The following is a 19,541-nucleotide window of genomic DNA, read 5'->3' on the forward strand; positions in this document are numbered from 1 at the left end:
GTTAAAGCCATTCGGTTAAAGTTAAAATAATTTTAGTTTGCCCACCTTTTGATAGTTTTTCCAAGATGAAGCGGTTTTCTTTATAGATGCTATTTAGCAAAGCTATTCTATTATCGCTAAGTTGTAAGCCTAAGCCATTGTACTTTTTCTCTGTATCAAAACCACTCCCATTATCGCTAACCACTATGATCAAATTCTTTTCTTGTGTGCCAAATGTGATGATAATTTTTCCATCGGCAGTCTGTTGCGAAATGCCATGTTTTACCGCATTTTCTACAAAAGGCTGTAGCAGCATGCTCGGTATCTCTATATTCTCCAGATCTAAGTTTTCTTCAGTTTCGATTTCATAACCGAAGCCAAAACGCAATTGCTCCATTTGCAGGTAATCATCCAACAATGTTTTTTCTTGGGCAAGGCTAATCAGTTCTTTATCATCCAATACGTTTCTGGTTAAACGGGCAAATTTAGATAGGTATTTATTTGCGGTATCCATTTCGTTCTTATTCATCAAGTTTTGAATGCCTGAGAGAGCGTTAAACAAAAAATGGGGATTTAATTGTGAACGAACCGAGTTGAGTTGGAGTTGGGCTGTCGTTTTTTGCCTTTCTTGCTCTACGAGTATTCTCTTATTTCTTTTTTTAATAACATAGATGTAGATTATAGTTATAAGTGCAATCATCAGTCCGATACTAAAACAGTAGGTAATCAAGTCCTTTGTGCTGTAGGTTTTTTCGCTTTTCCTAACCACAAAATCGAATACGCTTGGCCTCATCTTTAAAGGATTATTTTGTGGAGAATTTACTTTCAAATCTGGGCTAATCGAAATTCGATATCTCCCTGGTTTTCGAAAGTATTCCGCACCAATGCCTAGATAATCCCTCTCCCAATCTTTAGATGAAAAAACTTTCTCTTCGGAACGACCATCATAATGTGTTAGCACTAGTCTATATATAGAATTCATACCATTGTTTTTTATCTTAATCGACATAAATTTTGTACTATCGTTAACTTTGAGTTCATTACCATTTTCTATGTTTATTGATTGCAGGAATTGTTGGGGCAATTGGGCTCCTAGCGGTTTAAATAGATCGGCATAAATTTTTTCTACCGGCTTTGCCGTAAAGAGCTGTGTGCTAAGTATGATAATCGGCTTAAGTTGACTATGGATGGCAATTGTGCTTATCTTGGTTTCGTCAGTGGTCTTATAAATTTTGAGTTTTATATCCTGAGCTGCACCATTAAAAATATCCATTACTAAATATCCTGGACAACAACTTTTTGGAGGAAATCTAAAAGATGTCTGGTTAGGAATGGCCTCCTTAATTAGGTAAGTGCTGTCTGCTTTAATAATTGAATATCTGTAAAAATTGACGCTATCTTTGTGAATTCGTGTTTGTAAGGTTATTTTATTTGCGCCAGAAAGAAATACATTGTTTGTTAATTCATTATCATTGGATTCATTATAGTATGATATCCATTTCGTGTTTTTATCTATAATCAAATTAACATTACAATTTGAATTTAATGGACTAACTCGATATTGAACTTTGTAGAAATTAAATTGGCCAAAGGAAAGGATTGGCAGGCAAACTATTAATAATGCGAAATATTTTTTCATAAAATAAGGTTTAATTCTCATCAAACTTGCGCCAATAGTAAGAAAACTAAGACCATAAAATAGCAAGGATAAGATTGCAAATAGTAAAGTTGTTGTGTCTAGCAGGATTTGAAATTCAAGTCTTTGCGACCTTCGCGTACCTTTAAAAACCTTTGCGGTAGAAAATAAATAACCGCAAAGAAGCGGGAGAGTTTCAAAGCTCTTTCCCGTTTGCTAGAGGTTTGGCAAAGTTTACTTGTAGCATAGGTTTATGTTATTTAAGCCAAATTGGGCAGATATTATTGATAACATCAACCGCTGCGGGTACATTTTGTGCTGTAGCCAAAATATTCACCTGCGGACAATGCTTTTCCAGTAAAGTCCGCAGGTTTTCTAAATTGGCAACCCCATCGTCTATTAAAATTGCTTTCAAGTTATAACCAATCTGATAGTGTAATTGTTACTGTTGTTCCCTTCCCGTCTGACTGGATGTTTAACACAAACGGTTCACCCTTATAAAGCGTGTTTAGTAAAGATATCCTGTTTTTGCTTAAAGCCAAGCCGAAACCCTGGTATGTTTTTGTTGCGTCGAAACCTGTTCCGTTATCAAATATGGTTAATACCAAGTCAGATTCCGTTCTATTAAAATTAATTTCAACTTCACCGTTATGCTTCTTACCTGCAATTCCGTGTTTAACGGCGTTTTCTACAAAAGGCTGTAAAAGCATGGCTGGTATTTCTATATTTTCAGTGTCTAAATCTGCTGAAGCATTAATTTTATATTGAAACCCAAATCGCAACTGTTCCATTTGTAAATAATCATCTAACAAGGTTTTTTCTTCGCTTAAGCTGATGAGTTCTTTGCTATCTAAAACATTGCGGGTGAGCCGGGCAAATTTGCTAAGGTAACGGTTGGCATGATCGATCTCATTCTTGTTCATCAAATTTTGGATGCCGGCCAATGCATTGAACAAAAAATGCGGGTTGAGTTGTGAACGAACAGCATTCAGCTGGAGTTGAGCGATTTCTTTTTGTTTGGCCTCAGCTGCGATTTTCTTTTTTGCTTGCTTATTTTTGAGGTAAACAACTGTTACGCCTGTAATCGATCCAATAATTAGTGAAAATAGTATTATACCTGCGGTGACTTGTTTTGGCGAATAGTTGGGCTGTATTTTTATTTCAAAACGAAGTCTACTTTGATTGTGGCTGTCTGCCAAGGATGTATTGCCAATCTTTGGATAAATTACGATTTCATACTGCCCAGCCTTCGAGAAATTTGACATAGGCAGCTTGCATGCAATATTACCAAACCAATCATTTTTCCAAATGGGTTCGTCTATTTTTACAATATCATCCTTCCCATCTATCTTTCTTCTAATTAGAATTTTGTATAAGAAGACATTTGGTAATGGCTTAATTTGTATTTCTGCCTCGGTTAGTTTGTCATCATAATAGACATAGCCATTGTTAATGATTCTTTGCGCCCTATTGTAGGTAATACTTTTCTTTATAATCTCATTCTTTTTGTTTCTTATTATTTCAACTGGCGGGTTATCAAACGTTTCTACAAACACAGCATTTAAGATTTCCACTGGTTTAGGTTTCTGATTATAAAATACAATGTTGGTTGCCACATCAGATCTACCTAATTTATAAAACACAGCAGTAAGCTTTTTATTAGTGATGTTGAACTTTCCAAAATCGATGTAGTAAGAATTTTTAGTTTTACTACTTTGACTGGGAAGCGTGTCTTTAGCAACGATTTTAAGATCATTTTCTAAAATAGTGTACCTGAACGAGTCTATCTTGGCACCATAATACCAATACATTAGATGGATGTTTTGAGCCTTTTCTAGATAGACAACAGAAGTTCTTTCATTCAATGGGTCAGGCATCAAAGAGCTCACCACTTGGGTATGTTCATCTGCAGAAAACGTTAAATGATCTTTTCCAATTTGGTAATCCCAAAATTGATAGCCCTTAGCAAAAGGCATCTTGTACAGTGTCTCAATTTGTGCGTTTGCAGCCAAGTAAAAACTTGTAAATAATAGGAGCATTAACTTTTTCATAATTTATTTTTTATAAACCTCCGTTTAAAATCTGGTCTATAAAATGCCAAAATAGGAAATCAAACCATTAACCTAGTATTTGAATGCTTTGGGACAGAATTTAGTTAAGGCCTTTCGCACAAAGACTCCAGGATTCAATCTACGTCAGCAGCAATGGTGTGCTATGAAGTAATTCTTATTTGTTATTATGACCTCATTCGAAAGCTTCATCTTTGAAGTTGGGGCAGGTTTTGCCAACGGCCTAAGCACCACTAAGCGAAGTATTTAAACCTGATAGCGCGTAAAGCCCGCAGGGCGAGGTACGAGCACCGAGGACTTGCAGCAATAGCAGGGCTGCAACCCTCCAAAAGCCACAGCTTGTTCATTTCCAAAACCTTAAAACAGTATTTAGGCTTTCGGAACTAATTCAGCTTTTTTGCTTATTTTTGCGTTTCCCTAAGTTTTTGACTGCAAACCAGGCTTTTGGGGATTTCAATTGAAGATTAAATATGTTAGATAAATTAGAGGCCATAAAACTACGTTGGGAAGATGTAGAAGAATCGTTAAGTAATCCTGATGTAATACAGGATATGAAACGTTTTGCGGCTTTAAACAAAGAGTATAAAGATTTAGGCAAGATTGTAGATGAGTATAAGGTCTATAAAAATGTGATGAGTAATATTGATGCCAACAAGGAGATTTTAGCAACTGAGAAGGATGCGGAAATGCGTGAGATGGCGAAAGAGGAGTTGGATTTGATGTTGGCGCAGCAGGAAGAAATGGAAAGCCGGATTAGGCTGATGTTGATTCCAAAAGACCCGGAAGATGCCAAAAATGCTGTTTTCGAGATCCGTGGCGGTACTGGTGGTGATGAGGCAGCGCTTTTTGCAGGCGATTTATACCGCATGTATACCCGTTATTTTGAAACTAAAGGTTGGAATGTGGAAACGGTAGATGTTACTGAAGGTACTGCGGGTGGTTACAAAGAGGTAATTTTAAAGGTAAATGGTGAGGATGTTTATGGCCAACTGAAGTACGAAAGTGGTGTACACCGCGTGCAGAGAGTGCCTGATACAGAAACCCAGGGTCGTGTGCACACATCTGCAGCTTCGGTAGCAGTGTTGCCAGAGGCAGAGGAGATTGATTTATATATTAACCCGGCCGATATTGAACTGCAAACTTCGCGTTCTGGTGGTGCGGGTGGACAAAACGTAAATAAGGTTGAAACGAAAGTACAGTTAACACACAAGCCATCTGGCATTGTGGTGGTTTGCCAACGCGAACGCTCTCAATTGGGTAACCGTATTATTGCGATGGAGATGTTGCGGAGTAAACTGTACGATATTGAGCTACAGAAGAAAAACGGCGATATTGCTGCTAAGCGTAAAACGATGGTTTCTACCGGAGACCGCTCAGCGAAGATTAGAACCTACAACTACCCACAAGGCAGGGTTACCGAACACCGTATTGGTTTAACAATGTATAACCTGCCTAGTATTATGGATGGCGATATCCAGGAGATTATTGATGCCCTACAATTTGCCGAGAATGCAGAGAAAATGCAGGAAGGTGCTGTTGGTTAAGGCTTTATAATTATTTTGAAAAAAAGTTTGCAGTTAGCGATTTTGTCTCTATATTTGCAACCTCGAAAGGGGAAAGAGGTTTAAACTTTTAAAAAGTAAACAAAAGGAGTGGTAGTTCAGCTGGTTAGAATGCCTGCCTGTCACGCAGGAGGTCGCGGGTTCGAGTCCCGTCCATTCCGCAAAGAAAGCCTAAACTTGCAAAAGTTTAGGCTTTTTTGCTTTCTATCTGCAACAAATGATTTATTTTCAAGCAGGTAGTAGCACTTTAAATAATACCACTACTCAGCCATAGCAGTTTAAGTAGGGTCATTTGGGTTGTTCCTGCCGATTTGCTTTCAAAAACCTACTTTTCAAAAGTGATATATCGATCAAATAAACGTTCAATACCAACTATCCCTTTTCGGTTTTTATTGCCCGGGCACTGCTTTTCATAATAATAAGGGGCATAATAAACTAATGTTTTTATCTCGGTTTTTGTAATTAAATGCATAATACTATGTCCTCCATCCATAATCACGGCGCTACATTCTGGATAGCTTTTGTCATCCAGTAATTTCCATGGCGTAAATTTTGAAATCTCCTGCCACATCTTTTTTGATGTATCAGAAGATAATGGCACTATATTGAAGAATATATTGATGCTAGCAGGTTCATTTCGAAAATTGTTCTTTTTCAATTGTAAAAAAGCCCTTAATGTATCGGGTATGTGAACAAGTTTTCTATTATAAAGTTTAAACAGTCCACTATCTATCGCATTGTAGGAGAAACAGTTTAAAATCCCAGATTTGTTACTGATAATTTTATAGGATGCCGGTTCGAATGATTGAGTTGGATATTCAATAACGATTGTACTATCTGCGTATTGCTGAAAAAATTTATGCATTGGGGTTACCCCTTTCGATTGCCCACTACAAGAATAAATACATATTGATAATGCAAAAAATGTCGCTAATATTTTCATCATAAAATTCAATAATAATTCCCTTTAAACTTTGGGAATTTTTTATTAACTATTTCATCTATCTTAATAAATGCTTGCCTGTATTTATTTCCAGGGCAAAGTTTTTCGAAATATGCTGGGGTCATAAAAAACAGTGTTTTTATTTCTTGTCTTGTAATAAGATGAATAATAGCAGGCCTGGCTTCTGAGATCACAGGATCTTCTACATTTTTACAGCCATATCCGAAAATTCTATCATCAACTAATTGCCAGGGTTTTGTTTTTGTAATATCAGCCCACATTTTTTTTGTTGTATCAGAATTTATAGGTGTAATATTAAAAAAGATGTTAATATCTGCTGGTATATCTTGAAACAGCGTTTTTTTTGCAGATAACATGTTCCACAATATAACCGGAGAATGTTTTCTGATTGAGCTGATGTTTCTCCATGTTGTATCCACAGCTTCATAACAAAATGAATTAACCATGTTATCTGTCTTAGTTAATATCCTGTAAATTGGTGGTCTGCCCTCTATTCTGTATTCCCGAATAATGGTACTATCTGCGTATTGCTGAAAAAATTTATGCATCGGAGTTATGCTCCCTTCAGGATTTAGCTGGCAATAGCTATTAAAACTCATCATAGTTAGAAGGGTATAGATTATACATTTCATAAACTCTATTATTTAAGGTGTTCCACAATTAACATTCAAATGTGATAATACATTACGAATGGCTAAATGTGAATCCGCTATATTTTCAAATAACTATTTATATTGAACTTTAATAGCGTAAAACAGGCTTAATTCTTAAATGGTATTTTCTCGTAAAACAATCGTTCAATTGATATAATTGCTATCCTGTTTGTATTACCAGAACATTGTTCTTCGTAATATTTGGGGTCATAAAAAATTAGTGTCTTAATTTCTTTTTTTGTCACCAGGTGCATAATTGAATATAACCCATCTGTGGCTACTGCATAATTCTTACCGGGTGGACAGGATGGATAAGACTTGTCATCAACTAGCTGCCAAGGCTTAAACTTTGTAATATTATCCCACATTTTTTTTGTTGTATCAGACGATAATGGCACTATATTGAAGAATATATTGATGTTGGCGGGTTCATTTCGAAAATTGTTCTTTTGCAATTGTAAAAAAGCCCTTAATGTATCGGGTATGCGAACAAGTTTTCTGTTATAAAGTTTAAACAGTCCACTATCTATCGCATTGTAGGAGAAACAGTTTAAAATCCCAGATTTGTTACTGATAATTTTATAGGATGCCGGTTCAAATGATTGAGTTGGGTATTCGATAACGATTGTACTATCTGCGTATTGCTGAAAAAATTTATGCATGGGGGTTACCCCTTTCGATTGCCCATAACAAGAATAAATACATATTGATAATGCAAAAAATGTCGCTAATGTTTTCATGATGACTTTCAATAATAATTACTCTTAATCTTGGGGTAATATTTATCAATGATTTCTTCAATTTTGATAGCCGCTTTTCTGCTTTTGTTACCGGGACAAAGTTTTTCGTAATATCCAGGACTCCAAAAAATTAAGGTTTTAATTTCCTTTTTAGTAATTAGATGGATAATCGCGGGACTGCCTCCGTCATTAACAAAATTATCGGCAATACCTTTACAGCCACCTCCAAAAACTCTATCATCAACGATTTGCCAAGGCTTATGTTTAGAAATCTCATACCATATTTTCTTTACCGTATCTGGTTTTAGGTTAATGATATTAAAAAATATATTAATATCGGCAGGGCGATTTTTAAAATTTGAGCGCTCTGTACCTATCATATTCCATAAAATTACAGGAAACATTTTTTTTAATTTGTATAGTGGATAATAAGCAGTGTCTAAAGGATCATAATTAAAAGTATTCACAAAACTTCCAGTTTTACTAATAAGCTTGTAGCTCGACGGTTTTCCGTCTGGAACATTTGCATATTCAATTATTATAGTGCTGTCTGCATATTGCTGAAAAAATTTATGCATTAGTGTTTGACCTAGTGAATAACGCATAAGTTCATCCTGACCGAAACAATAATACCACGAAAGCAAGAATAAAAGAGCGAAAGTAAAGGGTTTTTTCATCCTAGGAGAAATAATTTAATCATTTGCTCATTTTTTGTCATTCATCGTTGATTTTTAAAAGTGATATATCTATCGAATAAACGTTCAATACCAGTTATCCCTTGTCGGTTTTTATTGCCCGGACACTGCTCTTCATAATAATAAGGGGCATAATAAACTAATGTTTTTATCTCAGTTTTTGTAATTAAATGCATAATACTATGTCCTCCATCCATAATCACGGCGCTACATTCTGGATAGCTTTTGTCATCCAGTAATTTCCATGGCGTAAATTTTGAAATCTCCTGCCACATTTTTTTTGTTGTATCAGGAGGTAACGGCACTATATTGAAGAATATATTGATATCAGCAGGCAAGTTTTTAAATAAAATTTTCTTATTGGCAAGCATATTCCAAAATATAATCGGGGTACTTTTTCTTATCGAACTTATTTTATACCATGTGGTATCAATTGCTTCATAAACGAAAGTGTTAGCAAAGTCATCTGTTTTTGTTAATACCTTATATTTTGGCGGATCGTATCCTTCAGTGGAATATTCGATAAAGATTGTACTATCTGCGTATTGCTGAAAAAATTTATGCATGGGGGTTACCCCTTTCGATTGAGCAAAACAAAAATTCGTTAAAAAAAACAGAACTAAAAAAAACAATAAATTTTTCATAAATTATTTCATTATTAATTAACACAATTAACTCGCGAATCTATTTTAACATTATCATTTCTTCTACTAAAGAGTGAATCTGCCCTCATGTGGACCGTTGTTTCCGGTATATAATAAATTTGAGTATTTTTTAAATTATCTATAAAATACCTTGTTTCTTGCAAGCCTTCCCAGGCAAGCCCTAGATAATCATACTGGTCATAATTACTATAGTTTGCATCATATTTTTGAGCAAATTCCTTCAGCCCTGAAACCAACACACCAATATGCTTAGCAATATATTGGTGATGTATATCTGCTCGGGTAGTTCCTGCTAATTTGCTTTCAAAAATATCCATTAACTCATTTAATTCCATATTCTCTGGCTTTTTTGTCCAGTTGTTGTTAATATCGTAGCTACCAAAAACTTCATAAGCTTTTTGCATCAAATTGGTATGAAAGGCCTCGTGCAATAATGTTTTGGCAATCTGAATTGGCGGGGCGCTATTTACAAAAGACCGTCTTAAATTAATGTAAAATTTCAGTTTTATTCGAGGCGTTATCAATTGTTTCGCCCCTAACATCAGGTCCATTGCTCATAACATCCTTTACTTTAAACGTTAAATTAAATCCTGCTCCCGTAAATGCCTTAAGCAATGAATCAAATTTTACATTATTATTTAAAAGTTTTAATAAAGCACATTTTGCATTTACATTATTTAAAATACTGTGTCGGTTACAATAATTTTGCTCACATTATTATTCGTTGCTGAGCTACCTCCCCAGGGATTACCTTGCCAGGGATCTGTTTGATGGCCTGTGCCACAAATGGTTTGGCTGCCAACGTAGTTGCTGTAAACGCTTTGGCAATACGTAAAATTTGAGCCCACATCTACACAGTTGTAACCCATTATTTGGTATATGGGAATTTCTTTACAGTCATCAGGATAGGCTATGCTTGCATTGCGATTTTTATCAGGTGATAGGGATAGTTGTTTATCGAGCTCGTACTGTAGTTTACCAAATCGCTTACTTGCAATATACTCGCCCTTTAAACTATGGTATAAGATTATACCTTCGAAATTATCTTCCTGTTTAAGATAGGTATTATTTTCAGGTCTGGCATCTCTTTGGGCTAAATAATCATTTCCAGAAATAATTGTCATGAAACAAGCCTCTGTAAAGCCGGCGGTTTTAGAAACCAACAACCTTGTTATACTTTTATTTTTTTCTACCTGATCATCTTTTTGGCTGAGTGCTTCGGTATTAAATATAAATATACCGTCAGTTGCCATAGGTACCTCGATTATGGTACGGTTAACATCTTGATAACTTTTGGCATTCATCCAATCGAGAACTAAGATTTGGTTTGTAGGTGCAGTAATTGTTCCGCCTGACTGAATATTTTTGGCAAACATTGCAGCCGTAATTGGCTGGCCGCCTGTTTGCACCTTAAACCAATTTTTGGTTTCTGCTATTACCTTGTTTTCAGCCTGTACGCTGCTTTCATCCTTTTTGCAGGACTACATCAAAATTGTAATTGAAAATAGTAAACCCAGGTTATATAAAGTTAGGTTTACAAGTGATGAGGTTTTCTTCATTTTGTTAATTTAGATTTAGTTATTATTTTGAGAGATGATTAAATAAAGTTATCATTTACATTGAACAGTACAAAATCTAAATCAAGGCGGTCGAAGCCGTAAATTTACATCTACATCAATTAAACTGAGAGATGCCTTGATTGGCCATTTAAATAATCTATTAAAGATGTTTGTGTTGGATATGTGAACCCGTCCATTCCGCAAAGAAAGCCTAAACTTGCAAAAGTTTAGGCTTTTTTGCTATATACAGGTTTCACTTTTTTATATGTCAGAATAATCCGTTGGGCGAACAAAAAGTGTTACATTCTTTGATACATTGTGCTGGTATTGGGGTAAACCGCTAATCTTTTTGTACTCATCACCGAAACCCGCCCAATGTTTATCCCTGTCGGCCTTATTATTAAAGGTAGTCATATACATTAAATTCGGCATTTTGCTGCCGGCAATAACTTGACCATAGAAAACAGCGTTGAAGTTAAGTTTAGTGAAGATAGCTACCTCATGGTCATTAAACATGCCAATCTTATTTAATGAGAGATTTTCCGTAGCTGCTTCGTAGCTCCGTAATTCGTAAACACGTTCGCTTTTAGGTGTAGTCAATTGTGGCACAGCAAAGCTTGGCATGGCAGTAAAAGCCTTCAAAATGATGGTTTCTATTCGCTCGTATGGCGCCATGTTGTATTCGGCATTGAGATAAGAAGCGCCGGCCTTTAGGTAGTTGTCGTCTTTAGCCATTGTTTCAGCTAGTTTAAGTATGTCGTCCATCTTTTTAAATGGTACAAAAACATACACTATTTTTTCTGCCGTATCCGGCGTAACTGGTTTGAAAACACCTACAGCACTTATGCCTGCACGGTGCGCCGCCGGGATAAATGCATCTTTTAAATAAGTATCTACCATTGTTTCTTGTGCGGCAGACTTTAAGTGATAAACTTTAAGTTGATAATAGTAGGCATCTTTTGCTGCGTTGGAAGCGTTGCTGGCCAAAAGCAAAATGCCCGCTAAAACAAATAATTTGGTAAAATAATGTTTCAAAATATGCTGGATTTAAATGTTAGCTGTTTACGCCCATCGCGTATAAAATAATGTTCACTCCAAATTTAGTATTGTCTTCGGCTAAAAAGCGTTTGTTTCTAAAATCGTAATCCCATTCACAGCCATAATCTTTGTTGCTGTATAGCACGCCAATCCTGTTATTGATGGTGATGGCTTTTAGGTAATCGTGAACCAAATCATCGCCCCAACCATTTAACTCAAAAGAAGTAGTTGGTGGTCCTTTCTCAAATTTAAAAAAAGAATGGTAAATGCCGTGGTTATTGGAGATTTTCTTGAGGGCATTCGCACCGAACAGATTACCCATTTGGGTTTCAAAAGATCTTGCAAATAAACCATCAATATCGTGGTTGCAATCGTCTACAAAAACAAAACCACCATTGTGTACGTAAGTTTTAAAATTTGTGGCCTCTTGCTGACTAAACTGTACCAGTTTATGTCCACTTAAATAACAAAAGGGATATTTGAATATTTCCTTGCTGCTCAATTCTACTATCTTTTCTTCTTCATCCAGGGGGATGCTTGTATATTCTAAAAGCGAATTAAGCAGGTTTGCAGGCATGCGCTGATCGGTATCCCAATCTCCGGAATTATATTTCAACCTGGCAAATGTGAACTTCGATCGTTGCATCGCTCTAAATTACCCGCAATTTTTATTAATTCATTTTTTTGTGAAGATTATCTTGTAAATTTTTTGATATTCTCATTATCTGCTTTAAAACATCTCGCTATAAGCACTATATTGAGGCACAATATTTAAATTCTTAAAAAATAGTAGGTTTTGGAGCGTTCAGAAAGTAGCATTAAAACATTGATCGAAAAGATCTCCTCGTTAAAAAGCGAAATACAAAAGGTTATTGTAGGGCAGGATGTAATTATCGAAGAAATGCTGATTGCCCTCATGGCTGGCGGGCATTGCTTATTAGAGGGTGTACCGGGCTTGGCAAAAACGCTGATGGTCAAAACCATGTCGCAGGCATTGGATTTAACTTTCAGAAGAATTCAGTTTACACCAGATTTAATGCCTACCGATATTGTTGGAACAGAGATTTTGGAAGAAGATCACGTTACCGGAAAAAGATTTTTTAAGTTTAATAAAGGTCCATTGTTTGCTAATATTGTTTTGGCTGATGAGGTAAACAGAACACCACCTAAAACACAGTCGGCATTACTAGAGGCTATGCAAGAGTTCGAGGTGACTTATGGCGGCCAAACTTATCCGTTAGATAGGCCATTTTTTATTCTTGCTACGCAAAACCCCATTGAACAGGCAGGGACCTATCCTTTGCCCGAAGCACAGTTAGATCGCTTTTTGTTATATATTAAAATCGGGTATCCCACAGCTAGTGAGGAAGCTAAAATTCTCAGCAGCACTACAGGAAGCAAAAAGGTTGTTGTAAACCCCATCATTGGCGCAGCCGAAATTCAGGAACTCCAAAGCCTAACGAGGGAAGTAAGCATTAGCGAAGATCTAGTTAGCTATGTGAGTGAACTGATTAGAGCCACCAGGCCTGATACCACTACAGTCTTGTTCGTTAAAGAATGGGTACGCTGGGGTGCCGGGCCACGAGCAGGGCAAGCCTTAATCTTAACCGCAAAAGCAAGGGCATTGTTCAAGGGTAGATACGCCGTTATTGCAGAAGATTTGCAAGTGATGGCTTATCCGGTTTTGCGCCACAGAATTTTAATGAACTTCAAGGCAGAAGCAGAAAATGTTACGGCTGATGACGTTACTGCTGCGCTTATTAAGGCTATCGAAAAACCTAAAGCCAATATTTAATGAGTAAACTGCTCGATCCGAAAGTGCTCATGGCCATCAAAGAACTCAATCTATCTGCAAAAACAACGATAGATGGTTTCATGAATGGCATTAATAAGAGTACAATCAAGGGTGGAGGGTTAGAGTTTAGTCAGTACCGAAGCTACCAACCTGGCGATGATTTGCGCTCCTTAGATTGGAAAATGTTTGCCCGGTCAGACCGATACTACATCCGGGAATCGGAAGTGGAAACAAATATTTCGGTCCGCTTGCTTGTTGATGCCAGCGCCTCTATGAAGCACAGCGATGGCGATTTCACCAAAATTGAATACGCAAAATATATGGCAGCATCCTTGGCTTATTTGGCCAACCTGCAAGGCGATGCCACTGGTTTGTATGTATTGCAGGAAATGGGTATTTTTTCAATGACACCCAAACAAGACTACCAACATCTGACCAGGTTATTTCACCAGCTGGAGAACATTAACCCGGGTGGTACATTTACAAACCCCATTCATTATAAGGCGCTTTTTGCAGGTAGTCAAAAAAGGGAGTTGTTGGTTTTTATAACAGATTTGTATCAGACTGATGAGGAGATTGTTAACCTATTAGATACGCTAAATAGCTTACGACACGAGATTGTAGTTTTTCACCTACTTGCCCGGAATGAACTAGAACTGGATTTCAAGGGCTATAATACGTTTGAGGATTTAGAAACAGGTGCCACCATACAAATAGATCAATCGAAAGCCAGGGCCAACTACAAAACCAAATTGGCAAATTACCTGGAAGAAACGAGAGTAAAAATGCTCGATAGGAGAATAGCTTACCGGACAGTTTGTACAGATGAGCCATTGGACCAGGCCCTACGCGATTTTTTAAAACAAAGAAGTAAACTTAGAAATTAGGCGTGCAATTTTTATATCCCATAGGTTTTTTTGCACTGGCAGGCGTCATCATACCGCTTATAATTCATTTGTGGAATATTAAAAAGGGGAAGACATTAAAGATTGCCAGTATTGCGCTCCTTGGTGAAGATGCCCCGGCAAGTGCTAAAAGTTTTAAATTAAATGAAATTCTATTACTGGTACTAAGGGTGCTGCTTTTGGTTTTAGTGGCCTTTATAATTTCAAAGCCATTCTTAATTAAGAAGCCTTTAGAAAATAAACCCGGCTGGATTTTGGTGCCTGCTGCAAACTTTCCAGCTGTATACCGTGATCATCGACAAAAAATCGACTCATTATTAAGAACTGGTTACGAAATACACGATTTTAATCCTCAATTTAAAGCGCTAGGCTTAGCTGATACTGTAATAAAGACTATATCTAGGAACAATAGTGTGGATATGGTCAATTTACTTGCCCAATTAAATACCAAGCTATCGACTGGAAAGTCTGCCTATCTTTTTGCAGATAATTCATTAAACCAGATTGGAAGCGACCTTCCTAAAATTGGATATGCCTTACACTGGGAAAATACTTATAGAGGCGATACCTCCAGCACTTGGATTGCAGATTTTGCCGGAAAAAAATACGAAGCCAGATCTAGTGCGCTTGGCACAAGTTACAAAGCGTTAAATGGCAATGATGAGTTACCTATTAAAGTAGCAATTTATGAACCACCCGGCAGGGCAGATGGGAGATATTTAATTGCAGCCCTAAAAGCAATAGGAAGCTATACAGGCAGAAGGATATTGATAAATCCAACTGGCAAAGTCAACCTGGGCTTCTGGCTTGCAGATGTACCCGCCGCCGAAAGTTTTAAATCGAATATTGATACAGGTGGCAAATTATTCCAGTATGAGACTGGAAAGGTTTCTTCAGTATTTTCTACTGTACAGGTTGATGGCACCGAAGTAAACCTCGAAAAAAGAGTTACTGCTCCAGCCCATCCTTCAGCCATGCTCGATGACGGTTTTGGAAATCCCATTTTAGTTAGAGACAGCTTGAATGAATTAACCATTTTTCGCTTTTACAGCCGACTTAATCCACAATGGGGTGACTTGGTTTGGCGTGAAACCTTTATCAATTTTTTGATGCCCATGGTATTGCCCCAGTCTCAGCATGAACATTTTGGTTTCGAAGATAATAAGAATGATTTGCGTAGAGCGACTATTGCAGCAGAAGACTTTCCTAAGCAAAACGTAAAAATCATCGCTAGAGAAGAAAATAGCACCCAGGAAGTCGATTATATATTTTGGTTTATCGCTTGGTTGATATTAATGATCGAGCGCATCTTATCATTCAGAAAAAAAACAGGTACTTATGTTAAAAACTGATGGACAGCGCTGGTTAGATCGGTTGAGACTAAGATGGGTGGCTTTTAGTTTCTTGCAGCTTATTATAGCCAGCCTGTCGATTTCTCTTGTGCTTTCAGCCTGCGCCATTCATCTGTTTGAAGCTTCAGCATGGGTAATTATGCTTATTTTTTTATCGGTTGTTCTATTATTTTTATTCCTAAATCCGGTATGGAAAATTGGGGAGAAAGACTTTACAAGATATTTGAATAATCAATTTACACAACTGGAGGAAAGTGCGGATTTACTCCTTGAAAATCCTAATGAATTATCCGGGCTTCAACAATTACAGCGGAAGAAAATCGAAAATATTTTAGTGTTTCTCCCGCAGCCAACTGCACCGCTAAGAAAGCTTTATTATGGGTTAGGATTTCTTCTTCTTGGATTATTCATCAGCTTTGGCATTACTAAAATTCCAGAATTCTCAAACGAAATTACTCCAACGCCTCAGGCTAAGCTTCGGGCTGTCTCATCAAAGACGGTTATTCCTCCAGAAATCTCTTCCTTTACCGCAACTATTCTTCCGCCAAGCTATACACACAACCCCCAGCGTACGCAAAGTGAGTTTAATATTAAGGTAGAAACTGGGGCAAGTGTTACTTGGTCTTTTGAGAGTAACGTAGCTTTAGAAAGCTTTAAGATGGTTTTTGATGATCAAAAGCGTATATCACTTAAACATCAAAATTCAGATGCCACTTCCTGGAAATTTCAGCGAACAATTCTCAAACCAGGTTTTTATCAATTGGAAATAAATGGTAAGAAATCTGATTTATACCAGATTGAGGTAGTGCCCGATTTGCCTGTCGAGATTAAAATTACCCAGCCTAGGCAACATACCACCATAGATATCGGGCAACCCCAACAGATCAGCCTTAAATTGAGTTTAAATGATGATTACGGGATTCATGACGCACAGATCTCTGCCACCATGGCAAGCGGAAAGGGCGAGGGGGTAAGCTTTACAGAGAAAAAATTAGCCTTCGACATCAACTTCAATAACCAGAAAAAAATTGACCTCAATAAAAAAATTGATTTGAAAAGCTTAGGGATGAAACCAGGTGATGAACTCTATTTTTTCATCCGTGCATTGGATAATCATGGACAGTCCAGTCGCTCTGATGTGTATTTCGTTTCCATAGTAGATACAACAGAATTGATGAGTATGGCTGGGATGACTAATGGCGTTAACCTGGTGCCAGAATATTTTCGTAGTGAAAGGCAAATCATCATCGATACAGAAAAGTTGCTCAAAGAACAAGCAACATTGAGCCCGGCTCTTTTTAAAACACGAAGCAATGATTTAGGGATCGACCAAAAGCTATTGCGGCTTCGATACGGACAATTTCTGGGAGAGGAAAATGAAACTGAAATTGGCGGCGACCATGATGATCATGATGAACACAACACCAAAACAGGCGAGGAACCCAAATTTGGCGATGTTACCGCCATCATGGATAAATATGCCCACAAACATGATATCGCTGAAGATGCCACGTTTTTCGAGCCCGAAATGAAAGCGCAGTTGAAAGCTGTTTTAACTGAGATGTGGAAAGCAGAATTACAATTGAGAACCTATAAGCCACAGGAGGCCTTGCCGTTTGAATATAAAGCTTTGCGCTTACTAAAAGATTTACAGCAGAAATCGAGGGCTTATGTGGCTAAAACAACAGTGAAAACTGCTGCACTGAAACCAGAAAAAAGGCTCACTGGCGAGCTCGATAAAATTACCCAACCCGTTCAGACCATGTCGAAAGTGCAGAAAGATAAGCGTACCGAATATTTAAGGCTTGCACTAGGCTTGCTCGAAAGCAGGCGTTTAGGCCATAAACTTACTGCTGGTAATAAATTGCTGCTAAACGATACCGAAAAGTATATTATTGGAGCAGCAGCAGATCATCCTGCTACTTACCTCGCTGCCCTGAAAAGTTTGAGAAAACTTACTTCAAGTAGCAAAATATTGAATCATGATATTGATATCGTTCAGCAAGCACTACAAAAAATGTTACGCAATGAAGATGTAAAGCCACAGCAAGCTACCCGTTTGCCTGCCTCAAATCTTTACCAGAATTATTTTAACAATCTTAATAAAGGCAGTCGTTAGTAATGGATTTTAAGTATATCACTGTTTTCTTATGTGCTGTATTGTTGGTTTTCTTGGTTTACAAAGAAATTTCAAGGCCAAATAAATCAAGACGTCTCTGGCGTATTGCAGCAAGTGTACTTGCGGTGTGCTCTTTAGCCTTAATCATCATTCCCATCAAATATAAAAGCAAAATCAAAGGCAGCGGAAATACAATTACTGTGCTAACAGATGGCTTTGATCCAGATTCAGTTACCAAATTAAACGGCCCAAAATATCTTCTCAATGGCTCCAGTGGCAATGGAGCAGGCTTAGTTTCCTTGCCAAGCCTATCATACTTTTTAGCCACTCATACAGAGATTAGGGATATAGCGATCTACGGTTTTGGATTACCGGAAACCCAGTTGCCGTTATTAAAAGGTTATCGGGTAAGTTTTCACCTAACCAAAAACGTGAGTGGGGTGGTAGCAGTGAACTGGAGCCAAGAAATTAAGTTAACTGAGCACCTTCTTATTCAGGGAACTTACAGCAACCAAACACCAGAAGTGGTAAAGCTTGTGCTTAAAGGCCTTGGTAGCGTCGCAGACTCTTGCGAGATTAAACCCGGATCAACCAGTAGTTTTTCGTTCAAAACCAGACCTAAACAGCTAGGAAAGGCGGTTTATCAATTAATCGCGACACAAAATCGTGATACGCTTTCAGCTGATCCGGTGCCATTTGTAACCGTTGCTCCTGCACCAATGAAAGTTTTAGTATTGGCCTCTTTTCCAGATTTTGAATACAAATTCCTCAAAACATGGCTGTACGAAAATCAATATCCGCTGGCATTTAGAAGTCAGATTAGCAAAAACAAATACAGCACCGATTTTTTAAACCTTAAGCGCTTCAATCTGAGCCAGATTAATGCAGAAGTGCTTAAAAAATTCGATTTGATGATTATAGATGAAGAGGAGTTAGCGGCAATCGGTTTACAAGAAAATGCAGCAATAAATGCAGCGGTGGCCAATGGCATGGGTTTGGTGCTTAAGCTGTCATCAAATAAAGTGTCGACCGCTCTGGGCAAATCATTCATCAGAATTTCATCGCCACCAACAAAAGATAAGCCGCTGCAATTGTTTTTAAGGGGGGATACCTACAGATTTAGTCCATTGCCTATTGATCAAAACCTTTATTTAAATCCTTCACAGAATGAGAAAGTAGTTATTGTCGATGATCGCAATAAGGCAATCGTAACTACTCGAATTAACGGTGCAGGAAAGCTAACAGGTGTTACCCTTGCTGCTACCTACAATTGGCTTTTAGCAGGAAAAAAAAATGATTACACCGCTTATTGGTCGGCCATACTTTCTGAAACAGTAAAAAAACAATCAAGCGCATATAAGGTAGAACTTATTCCGCAGTTTCCTACTCAACACCAAATAACCAAAGCGATTGTAGATGTTGTTGCCGACAACAAAATTCCTAGTATCACATTTATGGGTAAGACTTTGGCTTACAGGCAAAATCTGGCGTTTCCTTTCCGTTGGGATGCCGATTTCTGGCCATCCTCTTCAGGTTGGAATAGGCTGATAATTAATCAAGGCGAGTATCCTTTTTTTGTGTACAAGGCAAGCGATTGGTCTACCCTTAAAAACTATCAAAAAATGAATACCAATTTGGCTTTCGTTTCTAAAAGCTCAAATTCAGTGTCAAAAGCTGAAATATTAGATGTTGAAGTCACTAAAGAGCTATCAAAATGGTGGTTTGTTACCGGTTTTTTAATCGCTTGTGCTTTTCTTTGGATAGAATCCAGAATTTTGAGTGCCTAATGCCAAATGAAACTGAAATGTTA

At 37.4% G+C, this 19,541-nt stretch carries 18 protein-coding genes and 1 tRNA gene; 7 read left to right on the top strand and 12 right to left on the bottom strand.

Translation table 11 applies throughout. The annotated features are described in order from the left end of the window. Position 1 precedes the first annotated feature (1 nt). The 3 genes from OQ268_RS04950 to OQ268_RS04960 all read right to left on the bottom strand — a co-directional run bounded on the left by OQ268_RS04950 (position 2) and on the right by OQ268_RS04960 (position 3,666). Complete coding sequence (locus tag OQ268_RS04950; protein WP_265854993.1) at positions 2–1,618, bottom strand: sensor histidine kinase; 1,617 nt, start codon at positions 1,616–1,618, stop codon at positions 2–4. 253 nt (positions 1,619–1,871) lie between these two features. Next, positions 1,872–2,030: a hypothetical protein gene (locus OQ268_RS04955; RefSeq protein WP_265854994.1), complete on the bottom strand. Its 159-nt coding sequence runs from the start codon at positions 2,028–2,030 to the stop codon at positions 1,872–1,874. A gap of 1 nt (position 2,031) precedes the next feature. After that, positions 2,032–3,666 carry a sensor histidine kinase gene (locus OQ268_RS04960; protein WP_265854995.1) on the bottom strand — a complete coding sequence of 545 codons (1,635 nt, stop codon included), beginning with the start codon at positions 3,664–3,666 and terminating at the stop codon, positions 2,032–2,034. 488 nt (positions 3,667–4,154) lie between these two features. Between OQ268_RS04960 and prfA the strand changes: the two genes are divergently transcribed. Together prfA and OQ268_RS04970 are read left to right on the top strand one after the other, a co-directional pair. After that, positions 4,155–5,228 (top strand): peptide chain release factor 1, encoded by a 1,074-nt coding sequence (prfA, locus tag OQ268_RS04965; protein WP_265854996.1) that lies wholly within the window; start codon positions 4,155–4,157, stop codon positions 5,226–5,228. Between the two features lie 105 nt (positions 5,229–5,333). Further along, a tRNA-Asp gene (locus OQ268_RS04970) sits at positions 5,334–5,407 on the top strand. Positions 5,408–5,571: 164 nt separating this feature from the next. On the opposite strand, the gene OQ268_RS04975 is transcribed toward OQ268_RS04970, so the two are convergent. The 9 genes from OQ268_RS04975 to OQ268_RS05015 form a co-directional block, all read right to left on the bottom strand. Beyond that, on the bottom strand, positions 5,572–6,192 hold the full coding sequence (locus OQ268_RS04975) for a hypothetical protein (protein WP_265854997.1): 621 nt from the start codon (positions 6,190–6,192) through the stop codon (positions 5,572–5,574). 5 nt (positions 6,193–6,197) lie between these two features. After that, positions 6,198–6,812, bottom strand: a complete 615-nt coding sequence (locus OQ268_RS04980; protein WP_265854998.1) for a hypothetical protein — start codon at positions 6,810–6,812, stop codon at positions 6,198–6,200. A gap of 158 nt (positions 6,813–6,970) precedes the next feature. Beyond that, on the bottom strand, positions 6,971–7,525 hold the full coding sequence (locus OQ268_RS04985; protein ID WP_265854999.1) for a hypothetical protein: 555 nt from the start codon (positions 7,523–7,525) through the stop codon (positions 6,971–6,973). A gap of 86 nt (positions 7,526–7,611) precedes the next feature. Beyond that, positions 7,612–8,280, bottom strand: a complete 669-nt coding sequence (locus OQ268_RS04990) for a hypothetical protein (RefSeq protein WP_265855000.1) — start codon at positions 8,278–8,280, stop codon at positions 7,612–7,614. Between the two features lie 41 nt (positions 8,281–8,321). Next, on the bottom strand, positions 8,322–8,942 hold the full coding sequence (locus OQ268_RS04995; RefSeq protein ID WP_265855001.1) for a hypothetical protein: 621 nt from the start codon (positions 8,940–8,942) through the stop codon (positions 8,322–8,324). A 14-nt stretch (positions 8,943–8,956) separates the two neighbouring features. Continuing rightward, positions 8,957–9,367: a hypothetical protein gene (locus OQ268_RS05000; protein WP_265855002.1), complete on the bottom strand. Its 411-nt coding sequence runs from the start codon at positions 9,365–9,367 to the stop codon at positions 8,957–8,959. Between the two features lie 273 nt (positions 9,368–9,640). Then, positions 9,641–10,372: a hypothetical protein gene (locus OQ268_RS05005; RefSeq protein ID WP_265855003.1), complete on the bottom strand. Its 732-nt coding sequence runs from the start codon at positions 10,370–10,372 to the stop codon at positions 9,641–9,643. 411 nt (positions 10,373–10,783) lie between these two features. After that, positions 10,784–11,557 (bottom strand): NIPSNAP family protein, encoded by a 774-nt coding sequence (locus tag OQ268_RS05010; protein ID WP_265855004.1) that lies wholly within the window; start codon positions 11,555–11,557, stop codon positions 10,784–10,786. A gap of 19 nt (positions 11,558–11,576) precedes the next feature. Next, positions 11,577–12,206: a DUF4159 domain-containing protein gene (locus OQ268_RS05015; RefSeq protein ID WP_265855005.1), complete on the bottom strand. Its 630-nt coding sequence runs from the start codon at positions 12,204–12,206 to the stop codon at positions 11,577–11,579. Between the two features lie 150 nt (positions 12,207–12,356). Between OQ268_RS05015 and OQ268_RS05020 the strand changes: the two genes are divergently transcribed. From OQ268_RS05020 to OQ268_RS05040, 5 genes are read left to right on the top strand one after another with little or no spacing between them, the layout of a single operon-like run. After that, entirely contained in the window at positions 12,357–13,355 is a 999-nt protein-coding gene (locus OQ268_RS05020; RefSeq protein WP_265855006.1) for an AAA family ATPase, read from the top strand. Then, positions 13,355–14,242 (top strand): DUF58 domain-containing protein, encoded by an 888-nt coding sequence (locus OQ268_RS05025; protein ID WP_265855007.1) that lies wholly within the window; start codon positions 13,355–13,357, stop codon positions 14,240–14,242. Before OQ268_RS05020 ends, OQ268_RS05025 begins: the two co-directional genes overlap by 1 nt. 2 nt (positions 14,243–14,244) lie before the next feature. Next, positions 14,245–15,612: a BatA domain-containing protein gene (locus tag OQ268_RS05030; RefSeq protein ID WP_265855008.1), complete on the top strand. Its 1,368-nt coding sequence runs from the start codon at positions 14,245–14,247 to the stop codon at positions 15,610–15,612. Next, positions 15,599–17,731 carry a DUF4175 family protein gene (locus tag OQ268_RS05035; protein ID WP_265855009.1) on the top strand — a complete coding sequence of 711 codons (2,133 nt, stop codon included), beginning with the start codon at positions 15,599–15,601 and terminating at the stop codon, positions 17,729–17,731. The genes OQ268_RS05030 and OQ268_RS05035 overlap by 14 nt, the downstream gene beginning before the upstream one ends. A 2-nt stretch (positions 17,732–17,733) precedes the next feature. Beyond that, entirely contained in the window at positions 17,734–19,518 is a 1,785-nt protein-coding gene (locus OQ268_RS05040; RefSeq protein ID WP_265855010.1) for a hypothetical protein, read from the top strand. The last annotated feature ends 23 nt before the right edge of the window (positions 19,519–19,541 follow it).

The sequence above is a fragment of the Pedobacter sandarakinus genome, assembly GCF_026240095.1.
GTDB lineage: Bacteria > Bacteroidota > Bacteroidia > Sphingobacteriales > Sphingobacteriaceae > Pedobacter > Pedobacter sandarakinus.

What these genes read in the sequence shown, in the direction of transcription:
- OQ268_RS04950 (WP_265854993.1), bottom strand. Translation starts at nt 1,618, where the DNA reads ATGAAAAAATATTTCGCATTATTAATAGTTTGCCTGCCAATCCTTTCC.
- OQ268_RS04960 (WP_265854995.1), bottom strand. Translation starts at nt 3,666, where the DNA reads ATGAAAAAGTTAATGCTCCTATTATTTACAAGTTTTTACTTGGCTGCA.
- prfA (WP_265854996.1), top strand. Translation starts at nt 4,155, where the DNA reads ATGTTAGATAAATTAGAGGCCATAAAACTACGTTGGGAAGATGTAGAA.
- OQ268_RS04975 (WP_265854997.1), bottom strand. Translation starts at nt 6,192, where the DNA reads ATGATGAAAATATTAGCGACATTTTTTGCATTATCAATATGTATTTAT.
- OQ268_RS04980 (WP_265854998.1), bottom strand. Translation starts at nt 6,812, where the DNA reads ATGATGAGTTTTAATAGCTATTGCCAGCTAAATCCTGAAGGGAGCATA.
- OQ268_RS04985 (WP_265854999.1), bottom strand. Translation starts at nt 7,525, where the DNA reads ATGCATAAATTTTTTCAGCAATACGCAGATAGTACAATCGTTATCGAA.
- OQ268_RS04990 (WP_265855000.1), bottom strand. Translation starts at nt 8,280, where the DNA reads ATGAAAAAACCCTTTACTTTCGCTCTTTTATTCTTGCTTTCGTGGTAT.
- OQ268_RS04995 (WP_265855001.1), bottom strand. Translation starts at nt 8,942, where the DNA reads ATGAAAAATTTATTGTTTTTTTTAGTTCTGTTTTTTTTAACGAATTTT.
- OQ268_RS05000 (WP_265855002.1), bottom strand. Translation starts at nt 9,367, where the DNA reads ATGCAAAAAGCTTATGAAGTTTTTGGTAGCTACGATATTAACAACAAC.
- OQ268_RS05015 (WP_265855005.1), bottom strand. Translation starts at nt 12,206, where the DNA reads ATGCAACGATCGAAGTTCACATTTGCCAGGTTGAAATATAATTCCGGA.
- OQ268_RS05025 (WP_265855007.1), top strand. Translation starts at nt 13,355, where the DNA reads ATGAGTAAACTGCTCGATCCGAAAGTGCTCATGGCCATCAAAGAACTC.
- OQ268_RS05035 (WP_265855009.1), top strand. Translation starts at nt 15,599, where the DNA reads ATGTTAAAAACTGATGGACAGCGCTGGTTAGATCGGTTGAGACTAAGA.
- OQ268_RS05040 (WP_265855010.1), top strand. Translation starts at nt 17,734, where the DNA reads ATGGATTTTAAGTATATCACTGTTTTCTTATGTGCTGTATTGTTGGTT.